Below are 23,105 nucleotides of genomic sequence, written 5' to 3'. Positions count from 1 at the left end.
GTCGACCCGGGGAAGCTCACCACGCAGCGGTCGTCACGGCTGTCTTGCCGAACGGCGACGTGCTGTATGCGCAGCACACCCCAGGGGGAAGTGATCTAAGTTTAGAGAACCGGATCGGATTCACCAACGAGGGGGAAGGACTTCAAAAGGTTCGAGTCATCCGGCCGAAGGAGACGTGGTGATCGATACGCGTCCGGCGAAAGCCACCCTGGTTGCGACGCTTTCTTTTCTGGGAGCTGTTGGACTCTGGATCTGGAGCGATCGCCTTCTGGATCAGCGCACCGCCGAAATGTTGTCTTCCGACTGTCGGTCCACGGTCGAAATTTCACCAGCGGTGTATGTTCTGGACTTTCTTGGTGAGATTCTGATGGTGCTCTCAGTGGCTGCGTTTGCGGCAGTAGTCTTATTTCTGACAAAGGAGAAGTCGGGTGTCAGGTCGGCGTGGATCACTGCAATATGGATGACGCTTGCGTATATCGGCGTGATTGTCGCCTTGCTGTACTCCGTGTTCGCTGGATGGTCGATCGTGTCTCCGGGATCTGATGAAAGAACTTCTCATCACTATCACCCGTGCGGTTCCGGATAGGTCAAGAAAGGAAGGTGTGATTCTGGTGGGTGATGTGTGTATGGATCCAGAAGGCTCTCGTCGAGCTGGAGTGGCGATCTCGGATGACTGTGCTTCCGCAAAGTCCAGGGTTGAGAATCATTTCGACGGTGTGGAGCCGGCAGCTGAGGCGAACCCGGGATGGGAAACCGGAGCCGCGTTGGTAGATTTTGCCGACCTCCGGGCTCGGGAAATCATCTCGTGCTTGACCGAGCTCGACAGCATTGGGCAAAAGATTGTCGAGGTGGTCACAGCAAGAACCAGTGTGGACGAGAAATATGCGGAAAGCTTGGACCGAATCGCCAATGCGTCCGAAGCGATGTCCGAGTGAACTGTGGCCGGTAGTTTGAGATGCGCGGTGATCCTGGTGGTTGAACAGCGTTCGGCGAAAGCGGCCATCCTGGCCGTGTCGGCTTTCGCGGGATGCATGGGCCTGGCGGTCTGGGGCGATCACCTCATGGATCAGCGGACCGCCGAACTGCTGGCGACCGGATGTAGACACCGGATAGACGTGCCGGTCGCAGCAACGATTCTGTACTACGTCGCCCAAGTATTGCTGTTGTTCTCGGCGGTTGCATTCGGAGCGCTGATCGTGTTTCTGGCGAGGGGGAAAACGAAGTTCAAGGCAGTGTGGATGACGCTGGCGTATACTGGCATCCTCATCACCTCGATGTACTTCTTGTTCACCGGCTGGTTCATGCTGAATCCGGAGCGGGTCGAGGAAATGTCCAGAAACTTTGACCCCTGCGGTGGGGGTTGAGCTCGTAGGTGGGGTGGCCTGCTCGCACCTCCCGCCATGGCCTGACTATCGGCCGCGGTCAGGGCCGGTAGTTCCAGAGCGCGCTGATCGGGACGGCGCGGAACTTCGGGCCGAAGGGGAGTGATGCTGTGCCGGTGTACAGGACGTATCCGGCGATGAGATCGTCGCCCAAACGGTCGGCCAGATGGCGGAGGCCTCGGAAGTCCTCGGCCTTCACTGTGGCAGCGGATTTGACTTCGATGGCAACCACTTCCCGTCGATTGTTCTCGAGGACGATATCGACCTCGATGTTGTCGCGGGTGCGGTAGTGGAACATCCTGATGTCCTGGTTCGCCCAGGTCAGCTGGCGGGCGACTTCCGAGGCTACGAAACCTTCCAGCAGCGGTCCCACCGGGCCGTTCGCGGTGCGTAGCGCCCTCGAGTCCGCGCCGCATAGGTGTGTGGCGATGCCGGAATCGACGAACATCAGCTTGGGTGTCCCGACGGCGCGGGTGCTCAGGTTGCGTGACCAGGCCGGAATCCGTTTGATCAGGAAGACTTCCTCCAGGAGTTGCAGGTAGCGGCGGATCGTGTCCTTGGGGACGTCGAGGTCGTTGCCGAGTGACCCTGCGACCAGTAACTGCCCCGACCGAGCTGCGACGAGGTTCATCAAAGCGAACATTTCGGTTGTGCGCTCGATCTCCGATATCTGCATCACGTCTCGGTTGATCAAATCCGCTACATAGGACGCGAAGAAACGTGAACGTCGCTTTCCAGTTCTGGCGACGGCCTCGGGAAAACCACCGCGGGCTATGCGTTCCGCATATCCGGCACGATCCTCCTGGCTCTCGTATTGCAGGTTCGGCCCCAACTCGAAGGCAGCATCGACGAACCGGTCCGGAGCACCATCGATCTCTCCCTGGGAAAGCGGCCAGAGCTCGATCGTCTCCATCCGTCCGGGCAGCGCATCCGGCACACTACGCAAGGCCATCACATGCGCAGACCCGGTGAGCAGGAATCGTCCCGGCCGGCCGTCGGAGTCGACGGTCTCCTTGATGGACAGGAGTAGTTCCGGCACCCGCTGCACTTCGTCGATCACCAGCGGCCGGTCGGCCGAAACAAACGTGGTGGGGTCGTAGAGCGCTGCCTGTCGTGTTTCCGCGCGGTCGAGGCTGCGCCAGGTGGCGTCGATCTCCTGCCCGATTCGAGCGACCAGGGTGCTCTTGCCACATTGGCGCGCGCCGTTGACCAGGACGACGCGGGTATCGGACAGCGCTTCGTGGACAGCCGAGTGGGCATGTCGGGGAAGGATTCGCCCGATGGGTGACGAAGCAAATGAGGAGGTCACCGGGTGATTATCGCATGCTGCGTGCGCGATCTGCCGTTGTTTGCGTGCGCGATCTGCCGTTGTTTGCGTGCGCGATCTGCCGCTGGTTACGTGCGCGTTCTGCCGCTTGCCGTGTGCGCGATCCGCCGCGTGGTACGGCGGACGCTGTCGGGCATCAACGGCAGCCTGCCCTTGATGCAGGTGGCTGGGCGGCAGGCGGTACCCGACGCGTGCGGGCGTACCGGACACCGCCCGTGCCGGTGGCCGATGCGACGCACACGGGAACGCTACGAAGTGCGCTGCCGGGCGTAAATCGAGCAGGCGAGTGAAGACCAGCAGAACGCTCAGTCGACGTCCACCGCTAATCCGGCGGTGATCCGGAGCAGCTCCCGGAAGCTGGTGCGGAAGAGGGTGTCGGGGTGGCCGGCGGTGGCCCAGATCTCGGGGTAGTGGGACAGGGCGTTGTCCACCCAGGTGGGGATGTTGGCGGGGTGGCCGACCGGGGCGGTGTTGTGCAGGTCCTGGCCGGTGAGGCGGGTGATCAGTTCGGGGGCGGGTTCGACGAGTGCGCCTTCCAGGCGGGCGCCGGTGCGCTCGAGGTCGACGCGGTGGGCGCCGGAGACCAGCAGCAGGATCGGTTCGTCGTCCAGCAGGAAGACCTGGGTACAGGTGATGGCGCCCGGTTCGGTGCCGACGGCGCGGGCGGCGTCGGCCGGAGTGGGGGTGGGGTTGTCCGGCGAGATGATGATGCCGTGATGGCCGCGGGCGATCAGGGTATCGGCGACCCGGCATGCGACCGGTGGTAACGACGACCTGCGCATGTGACCAGGGTAGGGCGGTCCGGCCGGGTGCGCCGCCGGAAGCGTAAACCGATGCCGGATGGTTGCGGGATCGGAAAACGCTGTGGTACATCGGGTTTGCCGGAGGCGGCAACGGGTACGGAAACCGGGCGGCGGGTGCTCCGATACGCTGGTCCGATGACTGACTGGCAGGCCTTCACCGTCGAGATCGCAGATCACGTGGCACGTGTCACGCTCATCGGTCCGGGCAAGGGTAATGCGATGGGCCCCGACTTCTGGCGGGAACTGCCGGAGATCTTCGCCGAACTCGATGCCGACCCGCAGGTGCGGGCAGTGGTGCTGACCGGATCGGGTAAGCACTTCTCCTTCGGGCTGGATCTGGCGGCTACCGCCGGCACGCTGGCACCGGTGCTGGCGCCGGACGCCAAGGCAGCTCCCCGCACCGATTTCCTGCACGAGGTCCGGCGCATGCAGGCCTCGGTGACGGCGGTCGCCGAATGCCGCAAGCCGGTCATCGCGGCGGTGTCGGGCTGGTGCATCGGCGGCGGACTGGACCTGATCGCGGCCGCGGACGTCCGGCTGGCCAGTGCCGATGCCAAGTTCAGTCTCCGGGAAGCCAAGGTCGCGATCGTGGCCGATATCGGTTCGCTGCACCGGCTGCCCGCCATCATCGGTGAGGGCCACCTGCGGGAACTGGCCTTCACCGCCAAGGACATCGATGCCGCCCGCGCGGAGCGGATCGGCCTGGTCAACGAGGTCTTCGCCGATCAGGAGGCGGTGCTGGCCGCCGCCGATGCGATGGCCCGGGAGATCGCCGCGAATCCGCCGCTGGTGGTGCAGGGTGTCAAGGATGTGCTGGAGCACCGCCTCCGCGGTGAGGTGGCCGAGGGCCTGCGCTACGTATCGGCGTGGAACGCGGCGTTCCTGCCCTCCGAGGATCTGACCGAGGCGGTGCAGGCGGTGTTCGAGAAGCGGGAGCCGGAGTTCAAGGGGCGCTGACCCCGACCGGCGGAGGAGTTTCGGCGTGGACAGCGGTACCCGACCGGATCCCGACGATCCGGTGATCGATGTGATCGCCCGGGAGCTGACGAGGCTGCACCGGGTTCGTGACCGGACCATCGCTGCGGTGCGTGACGAGTCCGGCGTCGACCCAGGTGCCTATGTGCTGCTGTTCCGGTTGATCGGCGAGGGCCCGATGCGGGCCGGCGCCCTCGCCGAGGCGGTGTACTCGGATGCTTCCACGGTCAGCCGGCAGGTCGCCCACCTGGTGGGGCGGGGGCTGGTGACCCGGCATGCCGATCCGGACGACCGCCGCGCCACCCTGCTACACGTCACCGATGCCGGCCGGGAAGCGGCCGAGCGGATCCAGCGGCGGCGCCGCGCGGATCTCGCCGCGATGACGGCGGACTGGCCGGATACCGACCGGGCCGATTTCGCCGCCCTGCTGACCCGGTTCGTCGACGATTTCGAACGGGCCCGCCCGGCGATGATCGCGAACCGGATGCCCGGTGCCCCGGCCGCCGGCGTCGCCGCGGACTAGATTGTCGGCTGAGGTCGCAGAGAGGTACCCGGAAAGATGTGGAAGTTCGCCGTGCTCGGAGAGATGCGGGCGTGGCGTGGCGAGGTGGAGCTGGAACTCGGCTCGCGACACCGCCGGGCGCTGCTGGCCGCCCTGCTCCTGCATCCGGGGCGCACCGCCACCGTGGACGAACTGCTGGAAGGGGTGTGGGGGCCGCAGCGCACGGCCAGTTCGGTCGGAGTCCTGCGCAATCACATTCTGCACCTGCGGCGGCTGCTGGAACCGGACCGGAAACCCGGTGCGCCGGCGACCGTGCTGGTCGGCATCGGCGGCGGCTACTCGTTGCGGGTGCCGTCCGGTGCGGTCGATGCCGAGCAGGTCGAGCAGCTGCTCGAACCGGATTTCGCCACCACCCCCGAACAGCGGATCGATACCGCACTCGGGTTGTGGCGCGGCACCCCGCTGGCGGGCCTGCCCGGAACCTTCGCCGAGCGGCAGCGGGCCCGGCTGGCCGAACAGCGGGCGACGCTGCTGGAACAGCGCCTGGGTCTGGATGTCCAGGCCGGCCGGTATGCGGACGCGATCACCGGCCTGACCGCCCTCTGCGCGGAGTACCCGCTGCGCGAGCATGCGCGCGCCCTGTTGATGACGGCGCTGTCCGGGGCCGGACGGCAGGCCGAGGCCCTGCGCGTCTACACCGATCTCCGCAACGAACTGGTCGAGCGGCTGGGCATCGAGCCGGGCCGCTCGCTGTCCGGGCTCCAGCAGGCGATCCTGCGTGGTGAACAGCCGGTGGTGGCCGGTGCCGAACCGATTCCCGTGGCACCTGCCGCGGCGCCCCAGCCGGTGTGGGCGGCACCGGTGCCGCGGGGCGTCCGGGTCGCCCAGCTGCCCTCCGATGTCGTGGACTTCACCGGCCGCGAGGAACTGGTGGGCCGGCTCGCCGGGTGGCTGGTTCGTGACGACGGCTGCGGAGTGCCGGTGTGTGCGATCGGCGGGATGGGCGGTATCGGCAAGAGCGCACTCGCGGTGCATATCGCACACCAGGTCCGGGACCGCTTCCCCGATGGTCAGCTGCATGTGGACCTGCACGGATTCACCGCCCGGGCGGATGGCGACCGCACCGCGCGTTCCGCCGCCACCGCGGCCGACACCCTGGGTGACTTCCTGCGGGCGCTCGGGGTGCCGGAGGGTGAACTGGCCGCCTCGACCGCCGAACGTTCCGCGCAGTTCCGCAGCCGCCTGGACGGTAAACGGGTGCTGGTGGTGCTGGACAACGCTCGCGACGTCGAACAGGTCGCACCGCTGATCCCCGGTACTGCCGGTTCGGCCGTGCTGGTGACCAGCCGTTCGGCACTGCCCGAGCTGCCGGGCATGCTCGCGGTGCGGCTCGACGTGCTCAGTGCGGGTGAGGCGCGCAACCTGCTCACCCGGATCATCGGCGTCGGACGCGTGGCCGCCGAACCCGATGCGGTGGCCCGGGTACTGGCGGTGTGCGGCGGTCTGCCGCTGGCGGTGCGGATCATCGGCGCCCGGCTGGCGGCCCGGCCCACCTGGACCGTGGCCAGCATCGCCGACCGGCTCCGGGACGCCGAACAGCGCCTCGCCGTGTTGCGCACCGGCGAGCTGACGGTGGAACTGGCCTTCCGGATCAGCTACGACCAGCTCGATGCGGCGCATCGGCGCGCCTTCCGGTTGCTGGCGGTGCCCGAGGTGGACGAACTGTGCACCGAGGGCGCCGCCGCCGTGCTGGACACCGATACCTTCGCGGCCGAGGAGATCTGCGAAACGCTGGTGGATCTGAACCTGCTGGAGACCACCGGTCCCGGCCGCTACACCTATCACGACCTGCTCCGGCTGTTCGCCCGCAAACTCTCGCCCGCCGAACCACCGGAGACCGCGCTGCACCGGCTGCTGGATTTCTATCTGGCCTCGGTGAAGAACATGGTCGGCATCTGCAACCCCGGTACTCGGCTGCCGCAGCATCTGCGGCCCACCACCGCCGCCGGCCGCGAGTTCGCCGATCCCGCGACCGCCCATGCCTGGCTCGCCGGCCAGCGGCACAACATGGTGACGCTCTACGAGCAGTGTGCCGATGCCGGCGGCCCGCTGCTCGCGCCGTCCGCCGATATCGCCTGGGCCACCGCCGAACTGGTGGACGGCGGGCCGAACTGCCAGGAACAGGCCCGGGCCCTGGAGAAGCTGCTGGCCGCGGCGCTCACCGCCGGGGACCGTTCGGTGGAATGCCGGGTGCGGGTGGCGCTCGGGGTGATCCTGTCCTATTCGCTGGGTGCGTTGCGGCAGGGCCGGGACCATCAGCGCATCGCGCTGTCCCTGGATCGCGGGTCGAGCGCGGATGCCCGGTTGACGGCCTTCGCGGCGCAATTGCTGGCCGGCTCCACCCGGATGGGTACCGAGACCGCGGCGTCGCTGGCCCATTCGGCACGGGCGATCCGGCTGGCCCGGCGGGTGGGTGACCGGGCGGTGGAATGTGCCTGCCTGGTCCAGGAGGTCAAGACCTGGTCGGAGGCGGGCGAATTCGCCGTCGCCCGGGAGCGGGCGGTGCGTGCGAAGGCGATGGCCGCCGAGATCGGCAACTTTGCGCTGGAATCGATGGCCACCCACGAACTGGGTACCACGCTGGCCTATCAGGGGCAGACCGCGGCCGCCGTGGCGACCTGCCGGGAGGCGGTCCGGCTGGCCGAGCGCAGCGGGATCGAGCTGCGGCAGGGCTGGGCGTTGTCCCGGCTGGCGCATGCGCTGTTGCTGGCCGGCGCGCCCGGCTGCGCCGAACCGGTGGTCGTGGAGGCGATTCGGATCCTGACCCGAGCCATCGGCCCGCTCACCCGGGCACGGGCGCTGGTCTTGCACGGCCGGGTGCTGCAGGCACTGGATCGGCCGGACGAGGCGGCGAGTGTGTATCGGGCGGCGGCCGAGATCTTCGCGCCGGTGGACGATCCGGACTTCATCCGGGAACGGCTGGACGCCGAACTGGAAGCGCCGGTGCTGAATCTGCTGCGGGAACATCTCGACGAGGTGCTGCGGGCCCGGCTACCGGCAGCGACGTCCTGATCCGTCATCACCGCATCATCGTCCGATCATCATCAGGGATTTCCCGCCGAGCGGGTGGTCGCGACGGGACGATCCCGCGGTCTATGGTGAACAGGTTCGTTCACTTCGGTTCTGCACGAGCGAGCCGGTCGCCGACGGGGGGTCGGCGACCGAGAGCCGAAGTGGACGGCCCGGATGCCGGCGCCGCCGAAGCTCGACCCCCCGAGCCCGGTGGTTCGCCGGCACCCGGAATCCGATGAGCGATCATCGGATACGAAAGCGGGAAGTCCGAACGCACCGGACTTCCCGCTTTTCGCATCCTTCGACGAAGCCTCAGTGGCCGCCGTTCTCCTTCAGGCGGGTGAACGCCTCTTCGATGATCTTCTCGGCCTCGGCGCGGCCGACCCACTCCGAGCCCTTCACGAACTTGCCCGGCTCCAGGTCCTTGTACCGCTCGAAGAAGTGCTTGATCGCGGCCAGCTCGAACTCCGGCACATCGGCCAGATCCTGCACGCCCTCCCAGCGCGGATCGCCCGCCGGGACGCAGAGGATCTTGTCGTCACCACCGGCTTCGTCGGTCATCCGGTACATGGCGACCGGCCGGGCCTCCACGATCACGCCCGGGAACACCGAATCGGGCAGCAGTACCAGCGCATCCAGCGGATCGCCGTCCTCGCCCAGGGTGTTCTCGATGTAGCCGTAGTCGGCCGGGTAGGCCATGGAGGTGTAGAGGAAGCGGTCCAGTCGGACCCGGCCGGTCTCGTGATCGACCTCGTACTTGTTCCGAGAGCCCTTGGGGATCTCGATGGTGACGTCGAACTCCACGCCATCTCCTTGCTGCTCAGAGTGCATCCGGGCCGGATGCTTGTTGTCGACTCGCCCTCGTGTTCTGGGGAACCGTTGCGCAACGAGGATAGTGTGGTGGTCGATCACCCGGGTGCGGCAGGCGTCCCGCCCGGCGGCAGTGAGGGAGGCACGGGCGGGACGTGGTTGGTAAGAACATCGGCGGCCTGGCCGCGCGGCGGCGGCGCAAGCTGTGGCTCGGGTTCGGTGCCGTCGGCACGGTGCTGCTCCTGGCCGCGGCCGCGGTGCTGGTCGCACTGCAGCCGTGGACCGAGGAGTTCCGGCACGGCGGGCTCACCGTGGCGCCACCGCCCACCGTGCCGCCGCCGGTGCTGCAGGTGTCGCCGGCCTCGTCGGATGCCCCGGCGCCGACCCCGGCCGGTATCGCCGCGGCACTGGAACAGGTGGTGGCGAACCCCGACCTGGGCGCATTCTCCGCGCAGATCACCGATGCCGGCAGCGGAACGGTGCTGTGGAGCCGGGGTGCGGACGACCAGGTGATCCCGTCCTCGACCGCCAAACTGCTCACCGTGGCCGCCGCGCTGCTGGCCCTGCCGGACGACCACCGGCTGGTGACCCGGGTGGTCGCCGGGGCACTGCCCGGGGAACTGGTGCTGGTCGGCGGCGGCGACCCCACGCTGACCGCACGGTCGGACGGGCAGGGGTACTACCCGGGCGCCGCGCGGCTAGACGACCTGGTCGAGCAGATCCGGGCCACCGGTGAACCGGTCACCTCGATCGTCGTGGACACCACCGCCTACAGCGGACCCGCCCTGGCGCCGGGCTGGGATCCGATCGATATCGCCGGCGGTTCGCTGGCGCCGATGGAACCGGTGATGCTGGAGGGCGGTCGGATCGACCCGACCCGGCACTATTCGCCGCGGAGCGAGACGCCCGCCCTCGATGTCGGCCGGGTGCTGGCCGAACGACTCGGGATCGACCCGGGCCGGGTGCGGCTCGGGCAAGCGCTGCCGGCGGCCGCCGAGGTGGCCCGGGTGGAATCGGCGCCGCTGCGGGACCGGCTGTACCAACTGACGGTCGATTCGGACAATCTGCTGGCCGAGGCCGTCGGGCGGGAACTCGCCGCATCCCGGGGCCGGCCGCAGTCCTTCGAATCGGCGACCGCCACGGTGCTGGAGATCCTGACCGAACACGGTTTCGACCTGGCCGGGGTGGTGCTTGCCGACAACAGCGGGTTGTCCACCGACGACCGGATTCCGCCGCGTGTCCTGGACAATCTGCTGGCCGTTGCGGCGGCACCCAGCGGCGACGGGCTGGTGGTGCCCACCGGCACCGCGGCCCGCCCTGCCGTCGACCCTCGGACACCGGAGCTGGCGCCGATGCTGGACATGCTGCCCGTGGCGGGTGGCACCGGCTCGCTGGAGCCCAGATACGTCGACCGGAATCGGGTCGGAGCCGGCTGGGTGCGTGCCAAGACCGGAACTCTCTCGGTGTCCAGCACGTTGGCCGGATACGTGCTCGATCGCGACGGCCGGGTGCTCACCTTCGCGCTGATGTCCAACGATCGGCCACCGGAGGTCAGCCGCCCCGCGCTGGACGCAGTGGCCGGCACGCTACGCGACTGCGGATGTTCCTGACGGGTGGTGGAGATGACCGACAGCGAGGGCAGTAGGAAGCGGTCCGGCCTGGCCGGTGCCGTGGATTGGCAGCTGGCCGCACGCACCGGGTCGGCGCTGGCGCCGAGCGGGCCGCGCACCTCCCGAACCGCGGCACAGCAGGTGGTCGAGGAGCTCGCCGCCGCATCGAAACGCGCCGAGGGACCGGTTCGCGAGGTCAGCGGCCTGCTCGACGACCGGCCGGTGCCGGCGGCGCGGGTGGTGGATCGGCCCGGCTGGATCGGTGCGGCCGCGGAGTCGATGGCTACCCTCACCGGCGACCAGGGCAACGGCAACGGCGGATTCGCCGGGAAACCGGCCGGTGTGCAGGCCGGAGCCATGCTGGCCTTCCTGTCGACCGCGGTGCTCGGCCAGTACGATCCGTTCACCGGCCCGGACGGAACTCTGCTGCTGATCGCCCCGAATATCGTCGGGGTGGAGCGCGGCCTCGGGGTGGACCCCACCGACTTCCGGTTGTGGGTGTGCCTGCACGAGGTCACCCACCGGGTGCAGTTCTCGTCGGCGCCCTGGCTGGCCGGGTATATGCGCAGCAATGTCGACATTCTCGGCGAGGTCGGTGACGAACCGATGGGCGAGATGCTCGGCCGGCTGGTCGCCGAACTGCGGGAGCGGCGCAGCGGCGGCACCGGCCCGGACGGCGACGACCCGAACAGCCGCGGCATCGTCGGACTGCTGCGGGCCGCCCAGGCGCCGCCACAGCGCGAGGCCCTGGACCGTTTGCTGATGCTCGGCACCCTGCTCGAAGGCCACGCCGATCACGTGATGGATGCCGTCGGCCCGGCCGTCGTGCCCACCGTGGCCACCATCCGGGCCGCCTTCGACCGCCGGCGCCGCCGCCCTTCCAACCCCATCCAGCGGCTGCTGCGCGCGCTGCTCGGTGTCGACGCCAAACTGGCCCAGTACATCCGCGGCAAGAAGTTCGTGGACGCCGTCGTCGATCGGGTCGGCGTCGAACAGTTCAACGCGATCTGGACCGATGCCGAAACCCTGCCCCGCCCGGCCGAAATCGACGATCCGGACCGCTGGATCGCCCGGGTGCTGGGGTGATCGTGGTAGCGCCGCCGGGCGATCGGGGCTACCTCCGCGGATTCGTCTCGTGCCGCGCGCCGATACGGCCGCGTCGATCAAGGTCCCGGCGCGGTAGCTCGGATGGCGCCGCGCGTGGCCGGAGTGCCGCAGTGGCGGTGGCCGGCTCCGCCGTAGAGTCCAGGGGGTGAGTGGGGAGCGGTTGCCGGAGACGCCGTCGGTGCTGGTGGTGCGGCATGCGGTGCGCGCCTGGCTCGCGGCGCACGGTGGCGGGCCGGTGGCGGTGGCCTTGTCGGGGGGTGCAGATTCGCTCGCGTTGACGGTGGCTGCGGTGGCCGAGGCGGAGACGGTGACGGCACTCGTGGTCGATCACGGGTTGCAGGCGGGGTCGGCGGAGGTGGCGGCGAACGCGGCGGCGCAGGCGCAGCGATCGGGGTGCCGGGACGTGCGGGTGCTGCCGGTCGAAGTGGGGCGAGCGGGCGGGATGGAGGCCGCGGCACGGCGGGCGCGGTATGCGGCGTTGGCCGAGCATCGGGACGGACTGCCGGTGCTGCTCGGGCATACGCTCGACGATCAGGCCGAAACGGTGCTGCTCGGATTGGCCCGCGGCTCGGGGGGCCGCTCGATCCGGGGGATGGCGCCGTGGTCACCGCCGTGGGGGCGCCCGCTGCTGGCCGTCCGGCGGGCCGATACCCGGCAGCTGTGTACCGACCTCGGACTCGCCCCGCACGAGGACCCGCACAACACGTCCCCCGAGTTCACCCGGGTGCGGGTGCGCACCGAAGTGCTGCCGCTGCTGGAGGAGGTGCTCGGCGGCGGGGTGGCGGCCGCTCTGGCCCGCACCGCGACACAATTGCGCGAGGACGGCACGGTGCTCGACGACCTGGCTGCCGATCTGCTCCGTCGCGCGGGTGATGAGCGCGGGCTGTCGATCGAGACACTCACCACTGCGCCGGCGGCCCTGCGGCGGCGGGCCGTCCGCGCCTGGCTGGCGGGCGAGGGCGTCGAGGCATTGATGGACAGGCAATTACGGGCAATCGACGAGCTGGTGGCCGGTTGGCGCGGTCAGGGTGGTGTCGCCGTCGCCGGTGGGCCGCCGGAGTGCCGGTTGGTCGTGGCGCGCGAACATGGCAGGCTGACCCTGCGGCTGGAGCCGCGATGATTCCCGAAGACCCTTCACCGCCGAAAGGACATGAGGGCACGTGTACGGAGACGACATCGCGTCGGTGCTGATCACCGAAGAGCAGATCAAGGCCAAGACCGAAGAGCTCGCGGAGATCATCGCCAAACGGTATCCGCCGGATGCTCCGGAAGGTGATCTGCTGCTGATCGGCGTCCTCAAGGGCGCGATCTTCTTCATGACCGATTTCGCCCGGGCCCTGCCGATCCCCACCCAGATGGAGTTCATGGCGGTATCGTCGTACGGGTCGTCCACCTCCTCGTCCGGCGTGGTGCGGATCATGAAGGACCTGGACAAGGACATCGCCGGCCGCAATGTGCTGATCGTCGAGGACATCATCGACTCGGGACTCACCCTGTCCTGGCTGATGCGCAACCTGTCCACCCGCAATCCGGCGTCGCTGGAAGTGGTCACCCTGCTACGTAAGCCCGATGCGTTGAAGACCCCGGTCGACGTGGCGCATGTCGGCTTCGACATCCCCAACGAGTTCGTGGTGGGGTACGGCCTGGACTACGCCGAGCGCTACCGCGATCTGCCCTATATCGGCACCCTGGATCCGAAGGTCTACAGCTGACGGTCGCTGCCTGCGCCGACCGCGTGTCGGCGCAGTTCACGGCCGGTGGCGTGCCATCATCGCGCCATGGTCTATCAGCAACCGAGTGGTTATCAGCAGGACCATCCGAAAGCCACCCTGATCCTGGTGCTGGGCATCCTCAGCCTGGTGCTCTGCCAGATCCTCGGGCCGTTCGCCTGGGTGATGGGCAACAGTGCGCTCCAGGAGATCGATGCGACCGGTGGTGCGCTCGGTGGCCGCACCATGGTCCAGATCGGCCGGATCTGCGGCATCATCGCGTCGGTACTGCTCGCCGTCGCCGTGGCGATCTTCGTGATCGCGGTGTTCGTCGCGTTGCTGGCGAACACCTGAGGCCGGTCAGGCCGGCAGCACCTTGTCGTTGAGATCGATCCGGCGCCACGGGCTGGTCGGCCGGGTCCACAGCCGGGTCAGCTCCAGCCGCCGGTCCACCCCGCCGTGCTTGAGCTCGGCCAGGTCTTCACACGCCTGCCAGTAGGTCCAGCCGGCCAGATAGGCGTCGCCGAACTGGCGCCAGTTGCGGTACTTGCGCTGCGCCTTCGGCAGGGCGCGCATGATGTACTCCCAGGCCACATCGGCCTCCAGATACCCGGCGGTGAAGGCCATCCGGGCCACTGCCACGACCCGGGCCAGATCCCAGGCGTGGATATCGTGCGGCAGCGGGTGGGCGAGATGTTCGGTGAAGCCGATCTTGATGGCCTGGGACCAGATGTCGTAGTCGCGCACCAGGGCCTCGGGATTCTCGATCCCGCGGAACGAGCCGACCTGCCGGAGGAAGGCCCGGTGCCGGTCGGCGCGTTCGCCGAAACGGTCCCGTTCGGGGGCGTTGATCGAGGCCATCACCAGCGGATGCACCAGGGCGTAAAGCGGTGCGTGCATCCCTTCGAGCAACTGATTCATCGAGGCCCGGGCCTCGGTACCGTCGGTGATCCCCCAGGCGCCGGTCAGCGTGTCGATCGCCAGCTCACGCCGGTCGCCGAGCGGATGCTCGCGCTCCGGCCCGAGCAGCAGGGCGTCGTGGAAGGCGTCCCACCGGGCCGAGTAGAACGCGCCGAGTGCCAGGGCGCGCAGTTCGTCGTCGGTGATATCGGCACCCGACCAGTGGTCGTCCTCCCGTTCGTCCAGTTCCGGATACGGGAAAGTGGTCAGCGCTGGTACACCCCGGGCAGCCATGCGAACGAGTGTAGGGGTTCCCGGCCGTCCGCCGGGGCAGGTGTGCACAACCGTGCCGGACGGATTTTCACATCGTGGCCGCACTTGCCTGTCGTGCCCGGCGCATCCGGCCTACTGTGCATACATGTGTAGAAACATCACCGTCTTGCGCGGCTTGGAGCCTGCTGCCACCGAGCAGGAGATCTACGCCGCGGCCGTGCAGTACGTGCGCAAGGTCGGCGGTATCTCCGGGCTGAGTAGCACCACCAAACCCGCCGTCGACAAGGCGGTCGCCGCGATCGCCGCCGCGACTACCACCCTCCTCGCCGAACTACCCGAACGCCGGGTGCCGCCGCAGACCGAACCACCGCTGCGCCGGATCGCGGCCCGGGAGGCAGCCGAGGTGGCAGCCGATTCGGATTGATCACCCACGGATAACTCGATCGGCCGCGGCGGTGTCGCGGGCGGGGCCGCAGGGACTGCGTCCGAGCAGGTGCATCGCGGGGGAATTGTGGGATCGGCTGCGCCCGGAGACCGGTCGACCAACAATAGAACGTGTACTAGAACGTCAACCCACTCGGAGCGGCCCCCTAGGGGTCGCGACTCGAGCAGCGGAGCTGCTCCATTAGACACAGGAGCTGTCTGTGACCGATATCGACGAGACCACCGCCACGGCCGACCAGGCCGCCATCGATGTGTACAACCCGGCCACCGGCGAGGTGTCGGGTTCGGTGCCCCGGGCCGGCGCCGACGAGGTGGCGGCTGTGGTTCGGGAGTTGCGCCGGCACCAGCCGGAGTGGGAGGCGCTCGGTCCCGACGGCCGCAAGGAATGGCTGCTGAAGCTGCAGGACTGGTTGATCGACAACACCGAGCAGCTCGCCGATGTGCTGCAGTCGGAGACCGGGAAGCCCCGGGTGGACGCGCTCATCGATCCGGCCTTCGCGGTGGACCTCACCGGCTACTATGCGCGCCGGGCCGCCGGTTTTCTCAGCGACGACCACCCTTCCCCGCACAGCCCGCTGGCGCGGGTGAAGAAGCTGACCGTCGCCTATCGGCCCTACCCCGTGGTGGGCGTGATCACGCCGTGGAATTTCCCACTGGCGATGCCGGTCATCGATGTGATTCCGGCGCTGGCGGCCGGTGCTGCGGTGATCTTGAAACCGTCCGAGGTGACGCCGCTGTCGGCGGTGGAGCTGGCCCGCGGCTGGGCCGAGATCGGCGCGCCGCCGGTGTTCGCGGTCGTGACCGGGGAGGGCGCCACCGGGGCGGCCGTGGTGGACAACGCCGACTACGTCCAGTTCACCGGGTCGACCGCGACCGGCCGTAAAATCGCCGGGGCCTGTGCGCGCCGGCTGGTGCCCTACAGCTTGGAGCTGGGTGGTAAGGATCCGGCATTGGTGCTGGCCGATGCCGATATCGATCGGGCCGCGCACGGTATCGCATTCGGTGGGATGTTCAATTCCGGTCAGGTGTGCATTTCGGTGGAGCGGGTGTATGTCGAGGCGCCGGTCTACGACGAATTCGTGGCGAAACTGACCGACGCGGTCGCCGCATTGCGGCAGGGTCTGGACGGCCGGGTCTCGGAAAACGATGTGGGTGCGCTCGCCAACGAGAATCAGGTGGCCATCGTCGCCCGGCATGTGGACGAGGCGGTCGCCGCCGGCGCTCGGGTGACGACCGGTGGCCGGCGCACCGGGGTGGGCACTTTCTTCGAGCCGACCGTACTGGTGGATGTGGACCAGTCGATGGCCTGTATCCAGGAGGAGACCTTCGGTCCGACCCTGCCGGTGGTGAAGGTGGCCGATGAGGCCGAGGCCATCCGATTGGCCAATGATTCCCGGTACGGCCTGTCGGCGACGGTGTGGACGCGGGACAAGGCGCGCGGTGAGCGCGTGGCCCGGCAATTGCAGGCCGGCGCGGTGAATATCAACGACGTGTTCGCGAACCTGTTCAATTTCGCCATGCCGATGGGTGGCTGGGGTGAATCCGGGGTGGGTGCCCGTTGGGGTGGTGCGAGCGGGGTCCGCAAGTACTGCCGGGCGCAGGCGATCACCAAGCCGCTCGTTCCGACGATGACCAAGGAACCGTTCTGGTACCCGTACGACATGTCCAAGCTGCTGTTCGCGGTGGGCGCGATGCGGGCCGCCGGTGCCCGTGGGCTGCGCCGGATCGACATCCCGAAGCTGATGCGGCTGCGCGGTACGGGTGACTGAGCCCGCTCAGCCCCATTTTGTGTGATGAACCTCACTTTTCGGGCCGGACCAGGCATTATCCCGGTGGCTGACCGGTAGCTCGATCGCCGTCGCGGCGCCCGGATTTCTCGGCGCCGCGGTGGTAAATGGGCTGGTCAGGTGCCCAGTATGGATGCTTCCGAGACGGCTGGGGAATGCCGCTGAGGGTTCGCCCATGCCCCGATGCGCGACACCATGCGGGGCAATATGCTATTCATTGCAAACCTGCCGACTGTTTTGATCCAACTATTCGGACCTTTCAGCCTGAACGGGCTGGAGTTTCCCGACCGATTCTGATAGCAAGGGGCTATGGACCCGCATTTGCGCGATCTGCGGTATTTCGTCGCCGTCGCTGAGGAACTGCACTTCACCAACGCCGCCCAGCGGCTGCACATCGCCCAGCCGACGCTGTCTCGACAGATCCGGCAGTTGGAGCGGCAGCTCGATGTGGTCCTGTTCGACCGCAACCAGCGCAGTGTCGCCCTGACCGTCGCGGGCAAGGAACTGCTCGAAGGCGCCCGCAAAATCCTGGAGCTGTGGGAGGTCACCAATGTCTCCCTGCAGGAAGCGGGCGAGGTGCTGCGCGTCGGTATCCAGTCCGCGCTCGGGCGTGGTCTGCTGAACGAGCTGGAGAGCGCCAGCGGTCACCGGCTGGCCCTGCATGCGGCCTCCTGGAACGATCCGTCCAGCGGACTGGCCGGCAGGCAGGCCGATCTGGCTCTGGTCTGGCTGCCGTTACCGGACCCGAACCGCTACCGGTGGCAGGTGTTGCGCACCGAAGCGCGCTGGGTGCTGCTCCCGGAGAACCATCCGCTGGCCGAGAACGACAGCATCGACTTCGCGGACCTGATGGACGAGACCTTCGTCGCGCTGCCGCCGGAAGCCGGTGCGGTCCGCGACTTCTGGCTCGGTAACGACGCCCGGGCCGGACGGCAGCCCCGGATCGGCGCCGAGGCGGCCACGCCGGAGGACCGGCTCGAAGCGGTCAGTCTGGGACTGGGCGTCTGCCTGCTCGCCGAGAACAATGTGCCGATGTATCGGTGGCCGGGCCTGACCGCCCGCCCGGTGAACGGGCTGGCGCCGTGCGAGCTGGCCGTCGCCTGGCGGGCCGACGATATCCGCCCGACGATCCTCGAGTTCGCCGGGCGGGCTACGGAAGGCGGATTCTCCGCCAACCCCACCGCTGTGGCGGTCTGAGCTACCGCCCGGCCGAGCGGTTCACGGCGTCGGTCCGGTGTCCGCGGCAGTCAGCCGGCTCGCCAGCCGGAGCAGGGTCGCCTCACTGCCCGGCGGGCCGGCCAGCTGCGCCGCGACCGGTGTTCCGGTGCGTGGGTGCCGGCCCATCGGCACCGACATCGCCGGCCAGCCGACCAGATTCCATGGCCCGGTGAAGGGCGCGTAGCGGGCACTGGTCACCGCATTCGGCAACCAGCCGCGGCGATGCCAGGCGCGGGCCTTCGGCGGTGCTGCGGCCAGCGTCGGTGTGATCACCACGTCGAAACGGTCGAAGTAGTCCAGCAGCCGGGCTTCGAACCGGTCGGTTGTGCTCGGCCCGGCCGGCTCGAACCGGCGCACCAGCCGGCCCAGCGCGAGCTGCCGCCGGGTCCGGCGCTGCAGCAGTTCCGGATGTGGCAGTAGTTCGGCATCGCTCAGGGCGGCAGTCGTCCAGCGCGCCAGCATGGTGAACACGGAATTGCCGTACGGCAGTTCCGCGGTCTCCACCCGATGTCCGGCGCGGGCGGCGCGGTCGGCTGCCGTCCGGGCGGCACCGGCCCAGAACGGGTCCACCCGGACCAGGTGGGTCGGCGGGGCGACCGCTTGCCCGATGCGCAGTTCGTTCGCCGGCGGGTCCACCTCGGCCAGGTCCGGGCGCCCGGCCAGGACCGACAACCCGAGGGCGGCGTCGGCGACCGTACCGGCCAGAATTCCGTTCTCCGCCATTCCGCCCCACGAATCGGCGCCCAGATCGGCGGGCACCGTGCCGCGGCCGGGTTTGAATCCGACCACTCCGCAGGCGGCGGCCGGGATCCGCACCGAGCCGAGTCCGTCGTTGCCGTGGGCGAGGGGCACCATGCCGGCCGCGACGGCCGCGGCGGCTCCGCCGGAGGACCCGCCCACGCCCACGGTGTGCCGCCACGGGTTGCGGGTGATCCGGCCGTCGCCGTCGGTCATCGCCCAGAGCCCGAGTTCCGGCATCGTGGTCAGGCCGACCACCACGGCACCGGCTGCCCGCAGACGCCGTACCACCGGATGATCCGCGGCTGCCGGGGCGGACGAGGTGGCGGCGGAGCCGCACCGGACCGCCTCACCGGCCACCGGCACATTCTCTTTGATCGCCACCGGAACGCCCGCCAGCGGCAGCTGATCGAGATCGGGCCGGCGGGCCAGCGCCTCGGCCTCCGCCCGGGCCCGCACGCTGCGCACCACGGCGAAGGCGCCGATCTCCGGGTCGGCCGCGGTGATCCGGGCCAGCGCGGTGTCGACCGCTTCGATGGGCAGCAGCGAACCGTCCCGCACCCGTGCGGCGAGCGCGGCGGCCGGACCCGGTTCACCGGGCGACACTTCGGCGCTCATATCGTGCTCACCGCCTCGGCCGGTTTGCTGCACCTCGAATGCTACTGCCGTGACATCGTCGTGCACCTGCTGATCGCCCCTATCGCAAGATCGTCGACTTCGGGTGCTGCGGTCGAGCGGCAAAGTATCATTTCAGGTAGGGCTCGGGGGCCGAAGACATCTGGTGTCGCGAGGACGAAGTCGGAATATGAGTGCTGACCGAGGCTCCGGCCGCGACCCGGGCGGCGGCTGGGAAACCGCGGCCGCGGTGGATCTGCAGACCGACGCCGTGGTGGCTTTCACTGCGGCTTGGAGTGCGGCCGTTCGCACGATGGCGCCGGAACCACCGGATATCGCCGAGTTCCTGCCCGATGCCGCGGTGCTGCGCCGGCAGGCCCTGATCGAACTGATCCGGATCGACCTGCGGCAGCGCTGGACCGGACGGGGGACGATCGACCGCAAACGGCTGCCCGAGTACTGCCGGGATTTCCCGGAGCTGGCACTCGCCGAGATTCCGGCCGATCTGGTGTTCGAGGAATTCGTCATCCGCAGGCACAGCGGGCAACGCGTCGATCCGCGCGAATGCCTGCGCGAATATCCGGACCAGGCGCCGCGCCTGCGGGAACTGCTGATCAGCGACGAGCTGGAACAGAGCACCCGGCGATCCGAGCCCACCGCGGGCACCGAGTTCATCGAACGAACCATGCCCGACACCGGTCCACCGACCGTGCTGGGCATGGCGCACGGTGTCGAGGGCCCCGATCCGGAATCGGGCGACCCGATCCACGGTATCGCGGTGGGGCAGCGCATCGGCGAGTTCGAACTGCTCACCGAATTGGGTTCCGGCGCATTCGCCCGGGTGTTCCTGGCCCGCCAGCGGTCCCTGCAGCGGCTCGTCGCGGTGAAGATCTCCGCCGACCACGGCACCGAACCGCAGACGCTGGCGCAGCTCGACCACGACTACATCGTGCGGGTGTTCGATCAACAGCTGCTCGATACCGGTGCCCGGGCGGACGCCCGGGTACTGCGCATGCTGTATATGCAGTTCCTGCCCGGTGGCACCCTGCTCGGGGTGCTGCGCTGGGTGCGCGCCACACCGGTCGCCGAACGCAACGGGCGGCTGCTGCTGGACGCCATCGATGCGGCGCTGGAACAGAAGGGGGAGATCCGCCCGGCCGATTCCAGCGTCCGGGCGACGCTGGCCGGGCTCAGCTGGCCGGAGACCGTCGCCTGGCTGGGCAGCCGGCTGGCCGAGGCGCTGGCCTATGCGGCCGAGCACGGGGTGCTGCACCGCGACGTCAAACCGGCGAATGTGCTGCTCACCGCCGAAGGCGTACCCAAGCTCGCCGATTTCAACATCAGTTTCAGCCGGTCGGTGGCCGACACCAGCCCGGTGTCCTATTTCGGCGGGTCGCTGTCGTACATGTCGCCGGAGCAGCTTCAGGCCTGCCATCCGGGCCGGGACCGCAGTCCGGCCGACCTGGACACCCGGGCCGACATCTACTCGCTGGGCGTGCTGCTCTGGGAGCTGCTGACCGGGGCGAAACCCTTCGACGACAGCACCGCGCCGACCGCGCCCGGCGGCGATGAGACAGCGCTGGAAACCATGCTCGAACAGCGGGCGGACGGTGTCGGCGGATCCGCCCGCGAGCAGCTGCCCGCCGACTGCCCGGCCTCGCTACGCCGGGTGCTGCTGACCTGTCTGGCCCCGGACCGGGACCGCCGCTGGTCCGACGCCGCCACGCTGGCCCAGCAGTTCGACCTCTGCCTGGACGAACGGGCCCGGAATCTGGTGGATCCGCCCCAGCACAGCTGGCGCCGGCGATTCCGGCGCTGGCCACTGCTGTGGCTCGCCCTCGCCATCGGGGTGCCGAACATTCTCGCCTCGCTCTACAACATCGGGCACAACCAATCCCTGGTGGTGAGCCGGCTCAGCGAGGAGGCCCAGCAGACCTTCACGATCGTCGTCGGCGTGGTGAACCTGGTCTTCTTCCCGCTGGGCACGATCATCCTGATCTATCTGGGCCGATATGTGCTGTTGGTGCCGCGGGGGCTGCGCCGGGGGCGCCGATATCCGCCTGCCGTCCTGCGGCGGGCCCGCGCCGACACGCTCACCTTCGGCGACAAGGCGGTCGCCGTCGCCTTCTCACTGTGGGCGCTGTCCGGCTTCACCTTTCCGCTGGCGCTGCAGCTGGCGGCCGGGGACATCCCGGCCCGCGCGGTGGTGCACTTCCTGGCCTCGCTGCTGGTGTGCGGGGCCATCGCGGTGGCCTATCCGTTCTTCCTGGTGAACTTCTATCTGGTGCGCAGCATCTACCCGGTGTTCCTGCGGCACGGGGAGAGCAGTCCACGCGACGGTGACCGGCTACGTGCCCTGGACCGCCGGGCCAACCGGTATCTGGGCGTCGCCGCCTCGGTGCCGCTGCTGGCGGTGGCGGGCGTGACCTTCCTGCCGCCCGCCGACATCCCGGCCGTCATCGTCGCGGTCCGGGTACTGAGCGTGGGAGCGATCCTCGCCTTTCTCGGCACATACCTGTTGTTCCGGGAGCTGGAGGCCGATCTGCGGGCGCTGGAGCGGGTGGTGACCCCGGCGGATGGGGACCACCGGGGCCGCGACCCTCAGCCGAGCGAGCGCAGGATGCCCCGGCCGTAGCGCTGGAACTGGTTGTCGTCGACCATGCCCAGGGAGTGGCGTTCCACCAGCAGCTCCCATTCCGAGTACAGCTGGGCGACGCCCGGGTCGGGCGGTCCGGCCGCGCCGTCGTTGGCCAGCCGGCGTACCGCGAAGTTGACGGCACAGCCGGCCCGCTCGGTATCGGCTCGGTCGGCGCCGGTGAACTGCAGCGTCCGGTTGCCGTCGAAGATCTCGATGCCGGTGGTGCCGCGGCGGGTGGTGACCTCGCCCGGTGCGCCGTGCTCGCTGTCGGTGGTGTGTGCCCACAGCACCGCCGGGACGGGCAGTTCGTGGGCGTAGCGGTCGGTGCTGCCGAGTGAGACGAACAGGATCCGCTCGGTGGTGCAGGCGAGCAGGCCGAGCCCGGTCCCGGCCGGTGGCCGTGCCGTGGCCACCGCCGTCTCCAGCACGTACTCGTCCGGGGTCACATAGCGTTGCAGTGCGGCGACCGCGGAACGGGCATCGCGCCGCGGCGCCATCCGGCGTACGGCCCGTTCCACATCGGCCCGGACCGGGCCGCTCTCACCCCAGGTGGGTGCGGGTGGTTCCAGGTCCGGTGCGGCCACGTCGATGCGCTGGGTGGCCAGGATCTGGTCGTTGAGCCGTTCCACGATGGCCATGGCCATCGGCAGATCGTGCTCCGCGACGACGACCGGGAGCGGGGTACGGTCGGCGGGGACGCCGGTGAGCACCGGCGTGGGGTAGCGCTGGTAGATCTCGATGACCACGGTGTCGTCGGCCCGCCGGTTGAGGCGGACCTTGAGCAGATCGGCGATACCGACGTCCAGAACCTGTTCGCTGTCGGTGCCGGGGCGCAGCACGGTGAGGCGCCCGTTGCCGTGCCGCAGGATGGCTGTGGGTGTTCTCAGTTCGACGATCTTCGTACCCCCTGAGCTCGAGTGTGTCATCGATCACAATAGGTTGTGTATGCGGGATACTTCGGGAACCACCGAAGCTTCCCGGCCGTTCAGCTCTGTAACTGCAACCGCAGCGAACTGCGCGATGTAACGACTAGACCGTACGCGGTAACGTGGCATGTCCGCACCCGAAACCGGCGGGAACCTCGAGAACCCGGCGGTCCCGGGGCGGAGCGCATCGTTCCCGCCCGCCGCCTCGGAGACGCTTCGCTAGGCAGACACCCGGAGACACCGGAAAGGACTGGCCGCCCGGCCGACGC

Annotated in this window: 21 protein-coding genes; 15 read left to right on the top strand and 6 right to left on the bottom strand. The window is 68.9% G+C overall.

Translation table 11 applies throughout. The annotated features are described in order from the left end of the window. Window positions 1-178 precede the first annotated feature (178 nt). The 3 genes from AC1HFH_RS25560 to AC1HFH_RS25550 are packed head-to-tail and all read left to right on the top strand — an operon-like array spanning window position 179 to window position 1,364. Window positions 179-586, top strand: a complete 408-nt coding sequence (locus AC1HFH_RS25560; RefSeq protein WP_480245328.1) for a hypothetical protein — start codon at window positions 179-181, stop codon at window positions 584-586. 16 nt (window positions 587-602) lie between these two features. Beyond that, window positions 603-935 carry a hypothetical protein gene (locus AC1HFH_RS25555; protein WP_480245327.1) on the top strand — a complete coding sequence of 111 codons (333 nt, stop codon included), beginning with the start codon at window positions 603-605 and terminating at the stop codon, window positions 933-935. A gap of 27 nt (window positions 936-962) precedes the next feature. Next, window positions 963-1,364 carry a hypothetical protein gene (locus AC1HFH_RS25550; protein WP_480245326.1) on the top strand — a complete coding sequence of 134 codons (402 nt, stop codon included), beginning with the start codon at window positions 963-965 and terminating at the stop codon, window positions 1,362-1,364. A gap of 58 nt (window positions 1,365-1,422) precedes the next feature. Here the strand turns inward: AC1HFH_RS25550 and AC1HFH_RS25545 are convergent, their stop codons facing one another. Continuing rightward, window positions 1,423-2,919 carry an ATP-binding protein gene (locus tag AC1HFH_RS25545; RefSeq protein WP_480245325.1) on the bottom strand — a complete coding sequence of 499 codons (1,497 nt, stop codon included), beginning with the start codon at window positions 2,917-2,919 and terminating at the stop codon, window positions 1,423-1,425. A 95-nt stretch (window positions 2,920-3,014) separates the two neighbouring features. Further along, window positions 3,015-3,491, bottom strand: a complete 477-nt coding sequence (locus tag AC1HFH_RS25540) for a YbaK/EbsC family protein (protein WP_480245324.1) — start codon at window positions 3,489-3,491, stop codon at window positions 3,015-3,017. Between the two features lie 156 nt (window positions 3,492-3,647). Here AC1HFH_RS25540 and AC1HFH_RS25535 point away from each other — a divergent pair, with 156 nt between their 5' ends. Genes AC1HFH_RS25535 through AC1HFH_RS25525 form a run of 3 tightly spaced genes read left to right on the top strand, consistent with a single transcriptional unit; the run spans window position 3,648 to window position 8,061 of the window. Continuing rightward, entirely contained in the window at window positions 3,648-4,469 is an 822-nt protein-coding gene (locus AC1HFH_RS25535) for a crotonase/enoyl-CoA hydratase family protein (protein ID WP_480245323.1), read from the top strand. A gap of 25 nt (window positions 4,470-4,494) precedes the next feature. Next, entirely contained in the window at window positions 4,495-5,010 is a 516-nt protein-coding gene (locus AC1HFH_RS25530) for a MarR family winged helix-turn-helix transcriptional regulator (protein WP_480245322.1), read from the top strand. Window positions 5,011-5,046: 36 nt separating this feature from the next. Beyond that, window positions 5,047-8,061, top strand: a complete 3,015-nt coding sequence (locus tag AC1HFH_RS25525; protein WP_480245321.1) for an AfsR/SARP family transcriptional regulator — start codon at window positions 5,047-5,049, stop codon at window positions 8,059-8,061. Window positions 8,062-8,373: 312 nt separating this feature from the next. Here the strand turns inward: AC1HFH_RS25525 and AC1HFH_RS25520 are convergent, their stop codons facing one another. Continuing rightward, window positions 8,374-8,865, bottom strand: coding sequence for an inorganic diphosphatase (locus AC1HFH_RS25520; protein WP_480245320.1), 492 nt, complete (start codon window positions 8,863-8,865; stop codon window positions 8,374-8,376). 176 nt (window positions 8,866-9,041) lie between these two features. On the opposite strand from AC1HFH_RS25520, the gene AC1HFH_RS25515 reads away from it, so the two are divergent. The 5 genes from AC1HFH_RS25515 (at window position 9,042) to AC1HFH_RS25495 (ending at window position 13,651) form a co-directional block, all read left to right on the top strand. Further along, window positions 9,042-10,481 carry a D-alanyl-D-alanine carboxypeptidase/D-alanyl-D-alanine-endopeptidase gene (locus AC1HFH_RS25515; protein WP_480247977.1) on the top strand — a complete coding sequence of 480 codons (1,440 nt, stop codon included), beginning with the start codon at window positions 9,042-9,044 and terminating at the stop codon, window positions 10,479-10,481. A 12-nt stretch (window positions 10,482-10,493) separates the two neighbouring features. Next, a complete protein-coding gene (locus tag AC1HFH_RS25510; RefSeq protein WP_480245319.1) occupies window positions 10,494-11,567 on the top strand; it encodes a zinc-dependent metalloprotease in 1,074 nt (357 codons plus the stop codon). Between the two features lie 166 nt (window positions 11,568-11,733). Beyond that, the gene (gene tilS / locus AC1HFH_RS25505) at window positions 11,734-12,708 is read left to right on the top strand and encodes a tRNA lysidine(34) synthetase TilS (protein ID WP_480245318.1); all 975 of its coding nucleotides are present in this window, start codon (window positions 11,734-11,736) and stop codon (window positions 12,706-12,708) included. Between the two features lie 40 nt (window positions 12,709-12,748). Continuing rightward, the gene (gene hpt, locus AC1HFH_RS25500) at window positions 12,749-13,300 is read left to right on the top strand and encodes a hypoxanthine phosphoribosyltransferase (protein WP_480245317.1); all 552 of its coding nucleotides are present in this window, start codon (window positions 12,749-12,751) and stop codon (window positions 13,298-13,300) included. A 66-nt stretch (window positions 13,301-13,366) separates the two neighbouring features. Then, window positions 13,367-13,651 (top strand): DUF4190 domain-containing protein, encoded by a 285-nt coding sequence (locus tag AC1HFH_RS25495; RefSeq protein WP_480245316.1) that lies wholly within the window; start codon window positions 13,367-13,369, stop codon window positions 13,649-13,651. A gap of 6 nt (window positions 13,652-13,657) precedes the next feature. Here AC1HFH_RS25495 and AC1HFH_RS25490 read toward each other — a convergent pair whose 3' ends face one another. Beyond that, on the bottom strand, window positions 13,658-14,491 hold the full coding sequence (locus AC1HFH_RS25490) for a DUF1266 domain-containing protein (protein WP_480245315.1): 834 nt from the start codon (window positions 14,489-14,491) through the stop codon (window positions 13,658-13,660). A gap of 124 nt (window positions 14,492-14,615) precedes the next feature. On the opposite strand from AC1HFH_RS25490, the gene AC1HFH_RS25485 reads away from it, so the two are divergent. The 3 genes from AC1HFH_RS25485 to AC1HFH_RS25475 all read left to right on the top strand — a co-directional run bounded on the left by AC1HFH_RS25485 (window position 14,616) and on the right by AC1HFH_RS25475 (window position 17,898). Further along, window positions 14,616-14,894 carry a DUF2277 domain-containing protein gene (locus AC1HFH_RS25485; protein WP_480245314.1) on the top strand — a complete coding sequence of 93 codons (279 nt, stop codon included), beginning with the start codon at window positions 14,616-14,618 and terminating at the stop codon, window positions 14,892-14,894. 220 nt (window positions 14,895-15,114) lie between these two features. Further along, complete coding sequence (locus AC1HFH_RS25480; protein ID WP_480245313.1) at window positions 15,115-16,683, top strand: aldehyde dehydrogenase family protein; 1,569 nt, start codon at window positions 15,115-15,117, stop codon at window positions 16,681-16,683. A 327-nt stretch (window positions 16,684-17,010) separates the two neighbouring features. Continuing rightward, complete coding sequence (locus AC1HFH_RS25475; RefSeq protein ID WP_480245312.1) at window positions 17,011-17,898, top strand: LysR substrate-binding domain-containing protein; 888 nt, start codon at window positions 17,011-17,013, stop codon at window positions 17,896-17,898. 21 nt (window positions 17,899-17,919) lie between these two features. On the opposite strand, the gene AC1HFH_RS25470 is transcribed toward AC1HFH_RS25475, so the two are convergent. Next, window positions 17,920-19,275 (bottom strand): amidase, encoded by a 1,356-nt coding sequence (locus tag AC1HFH_RS25470; RefSeq protein ID WP_480245311.1) that lies wholly within the window; start codon window positions 19,273-19,275, stop codon window positions 17,920-17,922. A gap of 187 nt (window positions 19,276-19,462) precedes the next feature. On the opposite strand from AC1HFH_RS25470, the gene AC1HFH_RS25465 reads away from it, so the two are divergent. Further along, complete coding sequence (locus tag AC1HFH_RS25465) at window positions 19,463-21,907, top strand: protein kinase domain-containing protein (protein WP_480245310.1); 2,445 nt, start codon at window positions 19,463-19,465, stop codon at window positions 21,905-21,907. Here AC1HFH_RS25465 and AC1HFH_RS25460 read toward each other — a convergent pair. Next, a complete protein-coding gene (locus tag AC1HFH_RS25460) occupies window positions 21,874-22,836 on the bottom strand; it encodes a hypothetical protein (RefSeq protein ID WP_480245309.1) in 963 nt (320 codons plus the stop codon). The two genes, AC1HFH_RS25465 and AC1HFH_RS25460, sit on opposite strands and share 34 nt — an antisense overlap. Window positions 22,837-23,105 lie beyond the last annotated feature (269 nt).

The sequence above is a fragment of the Nocardia sp. KT25-26 genome (assembly GCF_056627695.1).
Note: the sequence above shows the minus strand (reverse complement) of the source record. Positions and strands in the feature narration are given on the sequence as shown.